The sequence below is a fragment of the Flavicella sp. IMCC45537 genome, from assembly GCF_057197705.1.
The window spans coordinates 3713666-3728760 of sequence record NZ_CM170067.1; the positions used below are offsets into that span (position 1 = coordinate 3713666).

The following is a 15095-nucleotide window of genomic DNA, read 5'->3' on the forward strand; positions in this document are numbered from 1 at the left end:
ATAGAGCGGTAAACGATAAACAAAATGAAAAATATTTTAAATAAACTTTTTGAGCATCAAACCTTATCAAGAGAAGAAGCTAAGCAAGTGCTTATTGATATTGCATCAGAAAAATATAACGATGCGCATTTGGCATCTTTTATGACGGTATTTATGATGCGTTCTATCACAGTTGATGAGTTGGCTGGTTTTAGAGCTGCTTTGTTAGAACTTGCTGTAAAATTAGATTTCTCCGAGTACAATACAATTGATATTGTTGGAACAGGTGGAGATGGGAAAAATACTTTTAATATATCAACATTAACTTCATTTATTGTAGCTGGAACCGGACAAATGGTGACAAAGCACGGTAATTATAGTGTTTCTTCTCAATCGGGATCTTCTGATATGTTAGAAAGTTTTGGGTACAGTTTTACCAATGATGAAGCGGTTTTAAAAAGTCAGTTAGAAAAAGCAAATATTTGTTTTTTACATGCACCAAAGTTTCATCCAGCCATGAAAGCTGTGGGGCCAACCCGTAAGGCATTAGGATTAAAAACATTCTTTAATATGTTAGGACCTTTAGTGAATCCTTGTTCGCCAAAGAATCAATTATTAGGGACTTTTAATTTGGAAGTAGCTCGTTTATATAATTATATCTTACAAGAAGAGGATTCTAATTATGGAATCGTACATGCTTTGGACGGTTATGATGAAGTTTCTTTAACAGGACCGTTTAAGCTTTTTACTAAAGAAGGAGAAAAATTAATTCGTCCAAAAGATATTGATCAAACAAAATTAAAGCAATCAGATATTTATGGAGGAAACTCAGTGGCAGATGCAGCAAAAATATTTGAATCAATTATAACAGGTAAGGGAACCGATGCTCAAAATAATGTTGTTTTGACAAACGCAGCATTAGCATTGAGAATTGCAGATGATACCAAAAGTTTTAACATGGCATTTGAAGAAGCTAAAAATTCCTTATTTGGATTGAAAGCTAAAAAGTGTTTAGAGTTAATAGTAGAATAGAGAGGAAAGATGGAAATGAATAATATACTACAGCAAATAGTAGATTTTAAAAAGCAAGAAGTAGCGAAAATTCGTCAAGAAGTTTCGATACAACAATTAGTAAAAAGTCCGGAGTTTAAAAGAGAACCACTATCGTTGGCTACTTCGTTAACCGAAAAAGGATCTTCGGGAATAATTGCAGAGTTCAAAAGACAATCGCCGTCAAAAGGAATTATCAATGATAAGTCTACCGTAGAGGAAGTAACCCAAGGCTATTTAGATGCGAATGTAGCAGCTCAATCTGTTTTAACGGATACTAGGTATTTTGGTGGAACCATGGTTGATTTGATGAATGCAAGGAAAGTAAATACGGTTCGACCAATCTTGAGAAAAGATTTTGTGGTTGATGGTTTTCAAATAGTGGAAGCAAAAGCGATTGGAGCAGATGCTGTTTTGCTAATTGCAGCATGTTTGACAGCTGAGGAATTAAAAAATTATGGCAATTTGGCTGAGGACTTAGGGTTGAGTGTATTGTATGAAGTCCATGGTCGTGAGGAGTTGGATAAAATTTCTGATTTGGATGGTAAAATAATAGGGATTAATAATAGAAACTTAAAAACTTTTAAGGTTGATCTTGAACATTCTATTGCTCTAGCAGCTGAAATACCAGATACCTGTATAAAAGTTTCAGAAAGTGGAATTAGTGATCCTAGAGTGATAACAGGTTTAAAAGAATATGGGTTTGAAGGGTTTTTAATAGGTGAGAATTTTATGAAAACAGAAGATCCTGGGAAATCTTGTAAAGAATTTATTGATCAATTGAGATAAAGAGTGATCAATCTGTCCAATAAAATAAATCAAAAAATATGAAAATAAAAATTTGTGGAATGGGAAGCCCAGAGAATATTCTGGAAATTGCTGCTTTACAACCAGATTATTTGGGTTTTATATTTTTTGAAAAATCAGCTAGAAATTTTACAGGGATAATACCAAACATTTCAAATTCTATTAAAAAAACAGGAGTTTTTGTTGATGCTTCTTTTGAATTTATACATGATAAAATACTACAATATAAACTTGAAGCTGTTCAATTACATGGTAATGAATCAACTGAATTGTGTGCACAATTAAAAGAATTACAAGTTGAGGTTTTTAAAGTTTTTTCTATCAAAGGGAGCTTTAACTTTGAGTTGTTGACTCCTTATGAAAATGTGGTAGATTATTTTTTGTTTGATACAAAAGGAGAGCATCCAGGCGGAAATGGATATGTTTTTGATTGGAATGTTTTAAAAAAATACAATTCTAAAGTGCCCTTTATTTTAAGTGGAGGTATTGGGTTAAACGAGGTTACTGCTGTGAAGGAGATATTGAAGTCGGACTTACCTGTGTATGCATTAGACTTGAATAGTAAGTTTGAAACAGAACCAGCTTGTAAAGATGTCAATTTGCTAAAAGAGTTTTTAAATAATATAAAATAATCCTTTTAAGGATATAAATAAAAGTATAGAAATGAAACCAAAATTTCAACCAACAAAAGAAGGGTACTACGGTCAGTTCGGTGGAGCATTCATACCTGAATTACTGTTCCCAAATATCAAAGAGTTAGAAGATAACTATTTAGAGATTATCTATTCTGATACGTTTCAAAAAGAATATAAATACCTTTTAGATCAATATGTTGGTAGACCAACTCCATTGTATCTATCTAAAGGATTGTCGAAAAAACACAATGCTTCGGTTTATTTAAAAAGAGAAGATTTATGTCATACAGGTGCGCATAAAGTAAACAATACAATTGGTCAAATTTTATTGGCGAAGCACTTAGGTAAAAAGAGAATTATTGCTGAAACTGGTGCGGGCCAACATGGGGTTGCAACTGCTACAGTATGTGCTTTAATGGATTTAGAGTGCATCGTTTTTATGGGAGAGGTTGATATTGAACGTCAGGCGCCAAATGTAGCTCGTATGAAAATGTTAGGAGCATCGGTAGTACCAGCAAAGAGCGGAAGTAAAACTCTTAAGGATGCAACCAATGAAGCAATTCGTGATTGGATTGGGAACCCAGAAGAAACCTATTACTTAATTGGATCTGTTGTAGGTCCTCACCCTTATCCAGACATGGTAGCTCGTTTACAAGCAGTTATTAGCGAAGAGATCAAAGAACAGTTGTTAGCGCAAACAGGGAATGAAAACCCAGATACTGTAGTGGCATGTGTTGGTGGTGGTAGTAACGCTGCTGGGGCTTTTTATCATTATTTAGAAAATGAAAATGTGGAATTGGTTGCTGTAGAAGCTGCTGGTTTGGGAGTAAATAGTGGAGAAAGTGCAGCGACTTCTCAATTAGGTGAAGTTGGTGTAATACACGGAAGTAAAACTATTTTAATGCAAGATGAATTTGGTCAAATTATTGAGCCATATTCTATTTCAGCAGGATTAGATTACCCTGGGGTTGGACCATTGCATGCTTACCTATATGAATCCAAAAGAGCTACGTTTTTAAATGCCACGGATCAAGAAGCTTTAGATGCTGCCTATGAACTTTCTAGAGTAGAGGGGATTATTCCTGCCTTAGAAACGGCTCATGCCCTTGCTGCTTTAGATAAGATGGATATCAAAGAAGGTCAGGTAATAGTGGTGAACTTATCCGGTAGAGGAGATAAAGATTTGCAAACGTATATAGACAACTTAAAGGCATAAAACTTAGTTAACTAGTTCCTCTCAAAATATCAGTATATTTGTTTGAAATAGAATTATAGAAATTGAAATAGAAGAATGTAGTTTGAAGATGAAGAGTATAAAATTTAAGAATGATGCTGGAGAATTACGCACTGTAATATCCTTTTTTTTACTGTTGTTTTTTTCTATGGTAGGTAGTGTAATTTCGCAAAATTTGGTTTTTGAAAAACAGCTAGAAGGTGATAACCCGTTAGAAAATGTAGATTTAGGTTCAGGAGTTTCATCTGTGCCAATAGATATTGATTTTGACGATGATTATGATTTATTTATTGGAACTGGTGAAGGTAAAATTATCTTTTATAAAAATGTAAGCACAAATGATGCACCTGATTTGTTTGAAGAACAGGTAGAGGATGCAAACCCATTATCGGCAATTAATTTAGGTTCCAAAGCATCTCCTTTTTTTGTTGATATTGATCATGATGATGACTTAGATTTATTTATTGGGTATACTAATGGAGTTGCATATTATGAAAATACAGGAACAAAAATAGTAGCAAATTTTGAGCAAAGAGTTGGTGTTTTGAATCCGCTTGGTGCAGTAACCCATGTTGGTTCTAGATCCTATGGTCCTACATTTGTTGATGCTGATCTAGATGGCGATTTAGATGTTTTTATTGGTTGGTTGGATACGAATGTATCAGACAGTCAAGGAATATTATATTATAAAAACGTGGGGTCTAAAGATGCACCTTCTTTTGAAAATGAAGTAGCTTTAAATCCTTTTAAAGATTTCAACGAATTGTACCCAACTCCACTATTTGTAGATGCTGATGGTGATGGTGATGAAGATGTTTTTATTGGAAAAGGGGATGGGAAGATGGATTATTATAAAAATGTAACCGACTATGAAAACTTGTCTACAGAAGAAGTTCTTAATACAGGTTTTGCTCCTTATCCAAACCCTGCAAACGGTATCGTTCAATTTAGTGGATTAACTGAAAAGACAAATATTAAAATATATAATTTATATGGACAACTAGTTATTCAACAATTGGTGAGTCCGGTACAGAATGCAATTGATATTAGCAATGTCAAAACTGGAGTTTATATGCTAGTATGTAATATTGAAGGTCAAAAAATTTCAAAAAGATTAGTCATTTCAAATTAGAAAATGACACAAAATGTAAAAAGATGAGTGTATTAAATAATGTACTAAATAATAAACAGAATAGATTGTGTTCTGTGTTTTTTTCAGCGGGTTTTCCTGAACTGAATGATACCAAAAAAATTATTCAAGATTTAGATGCGAATGGTGTAGATTTTATAGAAGTAGGGTTACCCTATTCAGATCCTATGGCTGATGGTGAAACGATACAGTATAGTAGTGCAGTTGCTCTTGGTAATGGTATAAATTTAGATATTATTTTTGAGCAATTAAAAGAGGTTAAAGGTACTGTAAAAGCTCCTTTAGTATTGATGGGGTACTTGAATCAAGTACTAAAATATGGAGAAGTGAAATTTTGTGAATTATGTCAAGAGTGTGGTGTAGAAACGGTTATTCTTCCTGATTTACCTATGATAGAATATGAAAATCATTACAAAGCTTTATTTGCAAAATACGGTATCAGTAATGTATTTTTAATAACACCTCAAACATCAGAAGAAAGAATTCTTAAAATTGACGAGATGAGTGATTCATTTATATATGTTGTTGCCTCTTCGTCTATTACAGGAGCCAAAGGAGAAATATCTCAAGGACAGATAGATTATTTCAATAGAATTAAATCTATGAATTTAAAGAGTAAATTAATTGTTGGATTCGGTATTTCTAGTAAAAAAACTTTTGATACCGCTTGCGATTATATGAATGGGGCAATTATTGGGTCCGCTTTTGTGAATCATTTGAAAGATGAAGGTGTTGGAACTATAGATAAATTTGTGCATGGAATTATAGGATAATTTACCATCAATAACATTTTTAAAAAGCTCTTAAAGAATATTTAAGAGCTTTTTTTGTGCTTTTATAAAAGTATGATAAATAACATATTTTTTGACTCTATGTGTTCCTAAATTTGTTGAGTAATGAGATAAAATAGGAACAAAAATAAGTACAGATGGAAAAAAATAAGAAGATTAGCCAGGAGCAAGTAATTAGAAATCGTAAAGATACGGTACGTTACATAAATCTTCAATTAGCTACTTTAGGGCAGCCAATATTTGAAGATAAAGAAGAAAGTGAATTCAAATATTGTAATCCCAACTTCCATGAGTTGACAAGTGGTTTGGTGAAAAATTTAAAAGAATCTACGCGTCTACTATCAAAACATTTGACACCTATTGATCAAAGAATTCAGAATTTTATTGATTCCTATTTAGCAGATGTTACCTTAGATGAAAAAATTACTCTACCAAATGATACCTTGGTATTGACAAAAGCGGGGCATGCAAGACAAATAAGTTTACCACCTGATGGGGATGAATTTATTAGTGAGAATATTACATCTACCAGAATTAAACAAGGGATTTTAAATAATCCTATTCATGATAAAAGAACAACCAAAGGAACCTTTCATATAGTAGAAGGGGAATTGCCAGTTCCTTTGGATAAGTTTGAAGTTCCTAAACAGGTTTTTGCTCGTTTTTTATCTGCGGCATTTAACCCTACGGAGGATTTAAAAACATTGCCTTTTACTTCTAGCCAAAAGAATAAAGCAAAAGTGATGGTGTCTCTTTTAATGCGACCAATGGTTTGTCCAGAGGTAAAAGGAGTAATGCCTAAAAAAAGCATGGAGGTGCATTTCTTTGCACCAGGAAGTTTAGTAAGTAACTTAGATTTTGTAGAATCTATTTTTGGAAATGCTGGAGATCCAAATTTATCGCAAAATGATGCTGCTTTAGATCCTGAAACTTGGACTGGGCACACAGGGTGTATTGTATTAGCACCTCATTTAAAAACTTTAAAGAAAAAAGAGTTAGGATTGCCTCATTTTGACGATGCTACAGACCGTCAGAAGAATGATGGAATGTGTTGGAAAGCTGAAAATGAGTTGTACAATAACGGAAGCGCCTTTAAAATAACTTGTAGAGATTCTAGTGGGGTTGTGGTAACTTTAATCGCCGACAATTATTTTGGTTATTCTAAAAAAGAGATCAAAACTCAAATAAGTTATTCTGCTAATTTATATGGTTTGTTAGAGGAAGAACATTCAGGAGGAGCTGTGGCTTTCCCGAGAGCGGTTATGGGAGATATCGTAGACGGAAAATCATTTATGGGAAAAGATACCACAGGACGTACTTTTACAGAAGTTAAAAAATTCTTAGGAGATAGAATTGAAGTGCAACCAGAAAATTATGGTATCGATAAGAAGTATCCAAATATTATTTATGTGCCACAATCTGCCTACTTTAATACCAATACCAATAGTGTTACGTGGAATTATGAAGGGAAACAGCAGAAGTTGATTTTATCACCCGATAAAACTTATGTACATCCAACAGGAAATAAATTTTCTTTAGAGAAGCATCAAAGTATCAATTTATGGAGGATTTTAATTACTGCCGCGGAAGGTGTCAACTGTCACAAACCTTGTACGGTTTCTGGGGGGGGGAAGTCGGAGATTTCAAAATCTATGCAAAATGCGATTACCTATAAATCTTTTAATTTACAGGATATTGAAAAAGATTTTCAATTAGCAGATGAAATTATAGAATATGATTATTCAAAACGATGGAAAAATTATGATTCTAGTTTAGCTCCTTCAAGGTCTTTTTTGAGTCCGGATAGAACTTTGGGATCTGCTGTGAAATTGTTAATCCCTAACGACGATAATTCAGAAGAATTTAATGATTTCTTGGGTAATATTCCTGTTCATATTAGGTCTCTAGTTTTGTTTGTAAAACGATTGTATAGAGGAGATCATAGAAAACTAAACTGGAAGGATTGTATGTCGGTTGAGGTTATTAATGGACAAAAGGGAAGTAATTTAAAATATAATGGAATTGAGGTTGTTGGTAGTTACGTAAGAATTGGTTTCAATCAAAATGGTGATTGGATGCTGAATAAATTACGATCGGATTTTGCACCTAGTTTAAAAATTCAAACGGAAGATGATATTTCGGCCTCTATTACTTTGCCTAGTCGTCAAATAAAAAACTTAAATCCAGAGTATCCAAATAAGAGTATAAAAGTAACGGCCAATTGTGAGGCGCATTTGTTTCAGCGACCTGATGAAGCTGTAGTTAGAGGTTATGACAAAGGAGCAGAAAAAGATTTAGTATCGGACAATACCTTTTTAACTAATTATGAATTGATGCGCAAGAGTGATGCGATTGAGTTGTTTGAGGATACAATAAATTTTGATAAATATACGCAGCCAGTAAAAGACTTGATCAAAAGTATTGTTGATAGCGAGAAAGATGAGGAGTATTTTGTAGTTCCTTCTCACACACGAATCGTAGCAGATGGTCCTACTAAAAATCCACGTTATTTGGAGCCAAATGTTTTTGTAGAGGAAAATGAAACTAGCTATTTAGCAGAAATTGGAGTGCGACTTTCTAGAAAGGTAAAGGCTGATGAAGAAGTAGTGAATGTTGTAAATGCTGTATTACCCGGAAGGAGAAATAACCCTGTAGACAAAAAAGCAGGTATCCGACCTTTAGCTGTATATAATCCAATTCATTACCAAGAAGCTCCAGAATTATTTATGGACTTTGTTTGTAGTTTAACCGGAAAATCACCCTCAACAACAGGAGCAGGTTCGGAAGGAGCTTTAACAAAAGGACCATTTAATATGCTAACACCAACCACAGATTTAAATAATGCATTGCTATCTCATATTTTAACTGAATCCAATGCCTTTAGTACAGCAGCAGGTTATATTGGTGCAGAAAACAAAGTAGACCATGATGTGAGTTTGCTAATTCCTGAAATTTGGGCTCGTTTGATGCCAGAAGATAGAGATCCTAAAAAATTAATAGAAAATGGATCTTTGGAAAAAATTGATGATTTTGAATTTGAAGGGAAGAAAGTTTTAGCGAGTAGGTTAGGCTATAGAATTACAGATATTTTTGCTTTACGTTGCATGAATAGAATTTTTGATGAGCCGACAGCCGTATTTGACGAATCAATGCTGCAGCCTGAATTACAAGGTATGGAAGATTATGTGGATGGGATTAACAATATTGTAGAGGCACAGAAAAAGGTAGCTTTACGATATTTTGAAGATGGAAGTGTAGAAGCAGCTATTCCGCCTTTAAAAATTCTATTACACATAATGGCATATGGAACTTATGAAGGAAAAGAAATTAGTGATCCTGAATTAAGAAAATTCTTTGATAGAGATTATATTATAAATAGTGATTGGTATAAAGAAAGATTAGAATTAAAACAACAAAAGGATCTTCAGTTTTATACAAAACAAATTAATTACTTGGAAGAATTTATAGAAAACCCAAGTAATGTCAATATCGTATCTGAAATGGGAATTTTGGATAGATTGGATAAAGTGAAAACTAAATTTAAGGAAACAAGTTCTCAAAATTATTTAGAAAGTATTATTGGAACTATTGGAGCTGACCCTCTATTTGTTCATTAATTATTAGTGTTTGTGTTTTGTAAAACTCCTTCGTTTGAAGGAGTTTTTTTTGTGTTGTTTATTTAGATTTAAATGTAGCTAGTTGAGATAACATTTTTAACTTTGCCTCGCAAACGAAGTGATCATGTTAGATACTATAAGACGTTTTATTATTAGTGCTGATTTTTATAAAGGTGTTACTTTTATAATAGCTTCTTTGGTGCCAATTCTTTTATTTCATTTTGTGTTAGAGGCAGCACATATTGGTTTTGCTATTGCGCTAGGAGTTTTTTATAACGCATCTACTAATAGCCCAGGAAGTGTAAAACATAGAACTTATGGGATGTTAGTATCTATAATTCTAACAACCTTAGCGACTTTAATTGTTGGCTATGTGGCTTCTAATATATGGTTGGCCTTGCCTGTTCTAGGAGTAGTAACATTTGCAATTTCTTATATTTCAGTATATGGGTTTAGGGCTTCTTTGGTATCTCTTTCAGGATTGATGGCAGTTGTAGTGAGTTTTGCGCACACCTATATTCAAATGTCTATTTTAGATTATACGCTATATGTATTTATAGGAGGGGTTTGGTATTTGTTAATAGCAAGTTTTGCAAATTTCTTAAATCCGAAAATGTATATTGAGGAATTACTTTCTGATACGATGACTTTGACAGCGGAGTTTTTAGAAACCCGAGCAAAGTTACTGGTAGAGAAAAAAGAAAGAGAAAAGCTAAATACAAAACTATTTAGTTTACAGGCTGAACTTACCACAAAACATGAAACATTACGCGATGTACTTTTAACAAGTCGAGAAAAATCTGGACTTTCTAATAGGATTAGAAGGAAGCTGTTGATTTTTATTGAGCTGGTTGATATGTTAGAATTGGCAGTTGCGAATCCTATTAATTATAAAAAAGTAGATAAAATATTTGAAAATAAGCAAGAATATATCTTGCCATTTGTTTCTCTAATTGAAGAAATGGCAGCGCATTTACATTATATTTCTAAAGTCATCATCAGAGATGAAAAAGTAAAGGTCAACAAGGATTTAAATGTCAAGTTAAAGACCATAAAAAAGGTGATTGACGATTATAAAAATACTGAAGGTGAAATCGATGGTAGAGATGGATTCAATATGTTAGTTAATCTATTTGAGTATCAATCTTCTCAGGTAAAAAAGATAAAAGTTTTAGAGAGGGTTCTAAATGTGCTGACAAAAAATAATAAACTGACACAAAATGTAAATAGTGATGTTCGTTTTTTAACACCTCAAGATTATGGTTGGAATAAATTAGTAGTTAACTTTAGTTTAAAGTCTTCTATTTTTAGGCATTCTTTGCGTCTCTCCATTGCGATGATTTTCGGTTTTTTGTTGGGACATTTTTTTGAGATTCAAAATTCTTATTGGATTTTATTGACTTTAGTTGTCATTATGCGTCCAAGTTATGGTTTAACAAAAGAAAGGATGAAGCATCGTGTAGTGGGAACATTTTTAGGAGCCATTATTGCGTTGATTGTTGTTTACCTAATAGATAGTACTTTGGTGTTTGGAATTCTAGCGGGATTAAGTTTGATATTAGCCCTTGCTTTGGTGCAGTTGAATTATAGAACCTTTGCGATATTTATTACGCTTCATATTGTATTTATGTATGCAATGTATAGCCCGAATGTGCTATATGCCATTCAGTTTAGAATTATTGATACCCTTGTAGGAGGTGGTATTGCGATGCTTGCGAATTTATTTTTATTTCCATCTTGGGAATTTATGACTGTATATGATTCTGTTTTGGATACACTCTCAACAAACCGTGTATACCTTAAAAATATCGAAAAAGTATATGATGGAAAAAATGTAGATATTGAAGATTATAAATTGTCAAGAAAAAACTCCTTTTTGGCGATGGGGGAGTTAAATGCTGCTTTTCAACGCATGACACAAGAACCTAAAAAGAAAAGGAGGTATTTCTCTGAGATATATGATATAGTAGTTTTGGCAAATACATTTTTGTCGTCTTTAGCCTCATTAGGAACTTTTGTTAGAAAACATGAGTTGTATGAACATTCCGATCAATTTTCCGTTTTTGTGGTGAATATTGTAGATAATTTAACCAATGCACGACAGGTGATTCGAGGGGAAGAGATGCGTAAAATTCATGCAAAAGATGAAATCATTGAGGCCAAAAGTTCTTTTGAGAAGAGGTACGATGAATTGACTCATAAATACAGTAAAATTGCTGTAGACGATAAAAGTAAAGAAGCAGAAATATCAGAGGTATCTTTAGAGATACGTCAAACACAAGTGATATTGGAGCAATTGTCATATTTGTTTTCGTTGTCGGAAAATTTGATCCAAAAAATAAGTGTATATCATAAAAAGTTAAACGCAGATTCTAATGTATAAAGCAGTAACTATGAAAAAAAATAAGGTGTACTCAATATTAATAGAAGATTGGGATGAAGAAGTAACCGGTGTTTTTGAAGATGATGGAAAGGAGTGGATTTTGTTAAGAGATAATCAAAATGATTTCATTTTAGAAGGATTTCGATTGATTCATAAAATAAGGGTAGATGAAATTCTAAGAGAGGAGTCTGAAATATTTAAAGAAAAAATATTTGCCAAAAAATATGCAAGTCTTTCTGCGACAGAAAATTTTGATTTGAATAACAATCAAAATTTATTTTCTCAGATCATGAATCAAAATTGTTTAATTCATTTTGATACAGACGATGAAGAAGAAATGGTTGTTGGTAAAATAACAAAAGTTGAAACGGAGGGGTTTGAACTCCGAACTTTAACAGCAAATGCAGAATGGGGCGAGGTTATTTGTTGTGATTATTCAGAAGTAAGTACCGTTGCCATTGGTAATGATTATCTAAAGTCATTAAGTTTGCTGGTAGATTAATAGTGGCATGGGGTCCTTAATTTAAGTTTTTATACCAATTTTTATAATTATTTACAGAGTCCTTTACTTTTATATTTTCTCCTATTTTGGGAGTAATCACCTCTAATTTTAGTTCGGCGGCTTTGATGGATACTCTCTCTATGGGATCTTTCCAGTTATGCAGTGCTAGTTTAAATCCAGCCCAATGAATTGGCATTATTTTCGATGCTTTTACATCCAGACCTGCTTGTGCGGTTTCTTCAGGCATCATGTGTATATCTGACCATTTCTCATTGTATTGACCACATTCCATTAAGGCTAAATCAAAAGGTCCGTATTTGTTCCCTATCTCTTTAAAATGTGTACTGTAACCACTGTCACCACTAAAGAAAACGCTTGTGTTAGGAGATTTGATCACCCATGAACTCCATAAAGTACTTTGGTTGTTGTTAAGTTTTCTTCCTGAAAAATGCTGAGCAGGAGTACAACTTAATGTTAAAGTTCCAAAGGCGGTATCTTCCCACCAATCCATTTCCGTAATTTGGTTTTTATTTACTCCCCAGTCTTCTAAATGAGCACCTAGACCTAAGGGAACATAGTAATGTTTTACTTTGTGTTTTATTTTTTTGATGGTTGGGTAATCTAAATGATCGTAGTGATCATGAGAAAAAATAACTGCATCAATTTGTGGCATTTTTTCTATTGCAAGAGGCATTTCTTCATTGAATCTTTTTTCTCCAAGTAAATCATGCGGAGCGGCTACTTGACCGAACATAGGATCTAATAGAATGTTTTTGTGCTCAATCTGTAATAAAAAGGAAGAGTGACCAAACCAAACCATTCTAGGACCTTCATCGTATTCTGCTACTTGTGTAGAGTCAAGTTTAATTACATCTAAATTCTTTTTTGGTCTGCCGTTCGGTACTTTCGTTGTGAAAAATGTGTAGGCAAGTTTAAGTTTTTCCTTGAGACTTAGGTCTTTTGGAACTGCCGCGGTGTTATTGAATTTCCCATCTTTGAACTGAGCAGATTTTTTATATAAAGTTTTTCTGTTTTCTGAAATGTCAGCCCCTAAGCTTGGATAATAATTATTAAAGAGCAAATATGCTACTGATAGCAACGCTATTATTAAAAGTGCAACAATCATTATTTTTGAGAATATTTTTTTAGTCATTAGTTTAGCTTCACTAGGTTATTTCATTCTATAAAACCTCTAGTTTTATCTTAAAATATGATTAAAAATCAAATCTATAAATACCACCTGCTAAAACTTGAAAACCTTGAACTTGAAAATTGGAATACACTTCATAATTGGTGTTGAGGATGTTATTAAACTCAATAAAAGCACTCCATTTTCTGTTAAAGGTGTAATCGGCAGATAAGTTAATATCTACATAAGCATCAAGTTCTACTTGTGTTTCTGTAATGCCGTCTGATGCGATTAAAATATCTTTACGAGGTCCTTTTGTATAAAGTTCTGCTTTGGTATTCCATTTTCCAAAAGAATAAGTACCAAAGATAGAAGCTATAAAAGGAGGTAGATTCCATGCTTCATCCTCTTTGTCCATTGCATAAGAAAATAATGAAATAGAAGCACCTGTTTCTATGTTTTTGGATAAACTAGCAGCTAATTGGCCAAAAAGCCCGAATGTGTTTACCTTATCATAGAGCGTGTAGAAAGAATTTCCTGCTTGGTATCCGTTAACTAATGTAATAGTCCCATCAGTTAAGTTTTGATTAGAACGAAATAATAATTTGTCTTTTTCCTGAGCATAAGAGGCGTTCACATCGTATGAGATTGTCGAGGTCATTTTACCTTTGAATCCAGCAAATAATTTAAACGTATTACTAGTCGGTTTAATATTCAAGGTAGGAGAAACATATGGATTTTCTTGTGTAATACTACGATATGAATTTTGAATCAACCCACCGGTAAATCCACCATAAATATTTAATAGTTCATCAATCAAAGCAAAGTTTGCATGGATATCTGGGTAGATAAAAAAGCGACCTTTGTTGTTTTCTAAATCTGAGTTATATAAAATTTTAGCACCCAGAGAAATATAAAGGTCTTTCTTTTCGATTGGGTATGATGCTTCTGCCCCCAGGTTTAAAAAGCCATAGTTGATAGGCATAACATTGGCGTAGTCCTTTTCAAATTCTCCATGGAGGATATCTAAAGTAACTTTGGTATCTACTTTTTTGTCTTGTATTGGAAAAGTAAAAGTAGGAGAATAATAAAATCTTGTTTCATTACTACCATGTTTATCAGAGAATTTTTCAAGTCGAGCTTCGTTTTCCGAAACCCATTCCTGTTTTAATAAGATACTTCCTTTTAATACAAGATGATTGTAGGTTTGCTTTTCATTAATTGACGAGATTACGTCATCATTATAAACCAGCATATCGTCAGGGATACCATACCAATTATACATGTCTCTTTGGTAGCTAGCTCCAACTTCCCATGTTTGGGCCTTTTTATGGTTTTTATAATTCAAGGCGATTTTAGTATTCAAATAGCTATCGTTCAGAACAACATTTTTAATACCGCCATTTGATGCTTTATTATAAAGAAAAACTTGACCTTCATGCTCTTTTTTTCTTTTGTAAAGAAAAGCCTCAACTAAAGGGGTTCCATAATTACCATAGCCCACTTTTAGGTAATCTGGGTACTCAGATTTTTTATAGTTGGTTTTTGCAGATTTGTAACCTCCAGAATAGGGCTTGAACACTGATTTTATAGGATTAGATTTGATCCCATATTTCATATTGCTTTTGTCGTTTGTTTCAACTGATATATCTGGTGTTTCATTTGCTTTAAAAGCATCAGAAATGGTTGGCTTATAGGATGAAACTACGTTAATAACCTCTGTACTTACACTGTCTTTTTCTTTTTGAGAAAAAGCCGTAAAGGAAATTAAAAGAAGGAAAATAAAAATATTTTTCATTGTATTGTTGTCTTGTGTAT

The 15095-nt window shown here is 33.1% G+C and carries 11 protein-coding genes; 9 read left to right on the plus strand and 2 right to left on the minus strand.

Annotation, left to right across the window (positions count from 1 at the left end):
* The first annotated feature begins 24 nt into the window (after positions 1-24).
* The 9 genes from trpD (at position 25) to AC2DGP_RS15150 (ending at position 12148) form a co-directional block, all read left to right on the plus strand.
* Positions 25-1011, plus strand: a complete 987-nt coding sequence (trpD, locus tag AC2DGP_RS15110; protein WP_484490896.1) for an anthranilate phosphoribosyltransferase — start codon at positions 25-27, stop codon at positions 1009-1011.
* A 15-nt stretch (positions 1012-1026) separates the two neighbouring features.
* Positions 1027-1818: an indole-3-glycerol phosphate synthase TrpC gene (trpC, locus tag AC2DGP_RS15115; protein ID WP_484490897.1), complete on the plus strand. Its 792-nt coding sequence runs from the start codon at positions 1027-1029 to the stop codon at positions 1816-1818.
* A gap of 38 nt (positions 1819-1856) precedes the next feature.
* Complete coding sequence (locus AC2DGP_RS15120; RefSeq protein WP_484490898.1) at positions 1857-2468, plus strand: phosphoribosylanthranilate isomerase; 612 nt, start codon at positions 1857-1859, stop codon at positions 2466-2468.
* Between the two features lie 31 nt (positions 2469-2499).
* The gene (gene trpB, locus AC2DGP_RS15125) at positions 2500-3687 is read left to right on the plus strand and encodes a tryptophan synthase subunit beta (RefSeq protein ID WP_484490899.1); all 1188 of its coding nucleotides are present in this window, start codon (positions 2500-2502) and stop codon (positions 3685-3687) included.
* Positions 3688-3775: 88 nt separating this feature from the next.
* Positions 3776-4837 (plus strand): T9SS type A sorting domain-containing protein, encoded by a 1062-nt coding sequence (locus tag AC2DGP_RS15130; RefSeq protein ID WP_484490900.1) that lies wholly within the window; start codon positions 3776-3778, stop codon positions 4835-4837.
* Between the two features lie 23 nt (positions 4838-4860).
* Entirely contained in the window at positions 4861-5628 is a 768-nt protein-coding gene (gene trpA, locus AC2DGP_RS15135; protein ID WP_484490901.1) for a tryptophan synthase subunit alpha, read from the plus strand.
* Between the two features lie 155 nt (positions 5629-5783).
* Positions 5784-9263, plus strand: a complete 3480-nt coding sequence (locus AC2DGP_RS15140; protein ID WP_484490902.1) for a PPi-type phosphoenolpyruvate carboxykinase family protein — start codon at positions 5784-5786, stop codon at positions 9261-9263.
* Between the two features lie 124 nt (positions 9264-9387).
* Positions 9388-11646: an FUSC family protein gene (locus AC2DGP_RS15145; RefSeq protein ID WP_484490903.1), complete on the plus strand. Its 2259-nt coding sequence runs from the start codon at positions 9388-9390 to the stop codon at positions 11644-11646.
* Positions 11647-11656: 10 nt separating this feature from the next.
* On the plus strand, positions 11657-12148 hold the full coding sequence (locus AC2DGP_RS15150) for a hypothetical protein (RefSeq protein ID WP_484490904.1): 492 nt from the start codon (positions 11657-11659) through the stop codon (positions 12146-12148).
* Between the two features lie 16 nt (positions 12149-12164).
* Here AC2DGP_RS15150 and AC2DGP_RS15155 read toward each other — a convergent pair whose 3' ends face one another.
* Complete coding sequence (locus tag AC2DGP_RS15155) at positions 12165-13301, minus strand: MBL fold metallo-hydrolase (RefSeq protein ID WP_484490905.1); 1137 nt, start codon at positions 13299-13301, stop codon at positions 12165-12167.
* Between the two features lie 61 nt (positions 13302-13362).
* A complete protein-coding gene (locus tag AC2DGP_RS15160; RefSeq protein ID WP_484490906.1) occupies positions 13363-15075 on the minus strand; it encodes a TonB-dependent receptor in 1713 nt (570 codons plus the stop codon).
* Positions 15076-15095: the final 20 nt, after the last annotated feature.

Bases quoted from the DNA above. Each gene is read 5' to 3' on its own strand.
- trpD (WP_484490896.1), top strand. From the start codon at position 25: ATGAAAAATATTTTAAATAAACTTTTTGAGCATCAAACCTTATCAAGA.
- trpC (WP_484490897.1), top strand. From the start codon at position 1,027: ATGAATAATATACTACAGCAAATAGTAGATTTTAAAAAGCAAGAAGTA.
- AC2DGP_RS15120 (WP_484490898.1), top strand. From the start codon at position 1,857: ATGAAAATAAAAATTTGTGGAATGGGAAGCCCAGAGAATATTCTGGAA.
- trpB (WP_484490899.1), top strand. From the start codon at position 2,500: ATGAAACCAAAATTTCAACCAACAAAAGAAGGGTACTACGGTCAGTTC.
- AC2DGP_RS15130 (WP_484490900.1), top strand. From the start codon at position 3,776: ATGAAGAGTATAAAATTTAAGAATGATGCTGGAGAATTACGCACTGTA.
- trpA (WP_484490901.1), top strand. From the start codon at position 4,861: ATGAGTGTATTAAATAATGTACTAAATAATAAACAGAATAGATTGTGT.
- AC2DGP_RS15140 (WP_484490902.1), top strand. From the start codon at position 5,784: ATGGAAAAAAATAAGAAGATTAGCCAGGAGCAAGTAATTAGAAATCGT.
- AC2DGP_RS15145 (WP_484490903.1), top strand. From the start codon at position 9,388: ATGTTAGATACTATAAGACGTTTTATTATTAGTGCTGATTTTTATAAA.
- AC2DGP_RS15150 (WP_484490904.1), top strand. From the start codon at position 11,657: ATGAAAAAAAATAAGGTGTACTCAATATTAATAGAAGATTGGGATGAA.
- AC2DGP_RS15155 (WP_484490905.1), bottom strand. From the start codon at position 13,301: ATGACTAAAAAAATATTCTCAAAAATAATGATTGTTGCACTTTTAATA.
- AC2DGP_RS15160 (WP_484490906.1), bottom strand. From the start codon at position 15,075: ATGAAAAATATTTTTATTTTCCTTCTTTTAATTTCCTTTACGGCTTTT.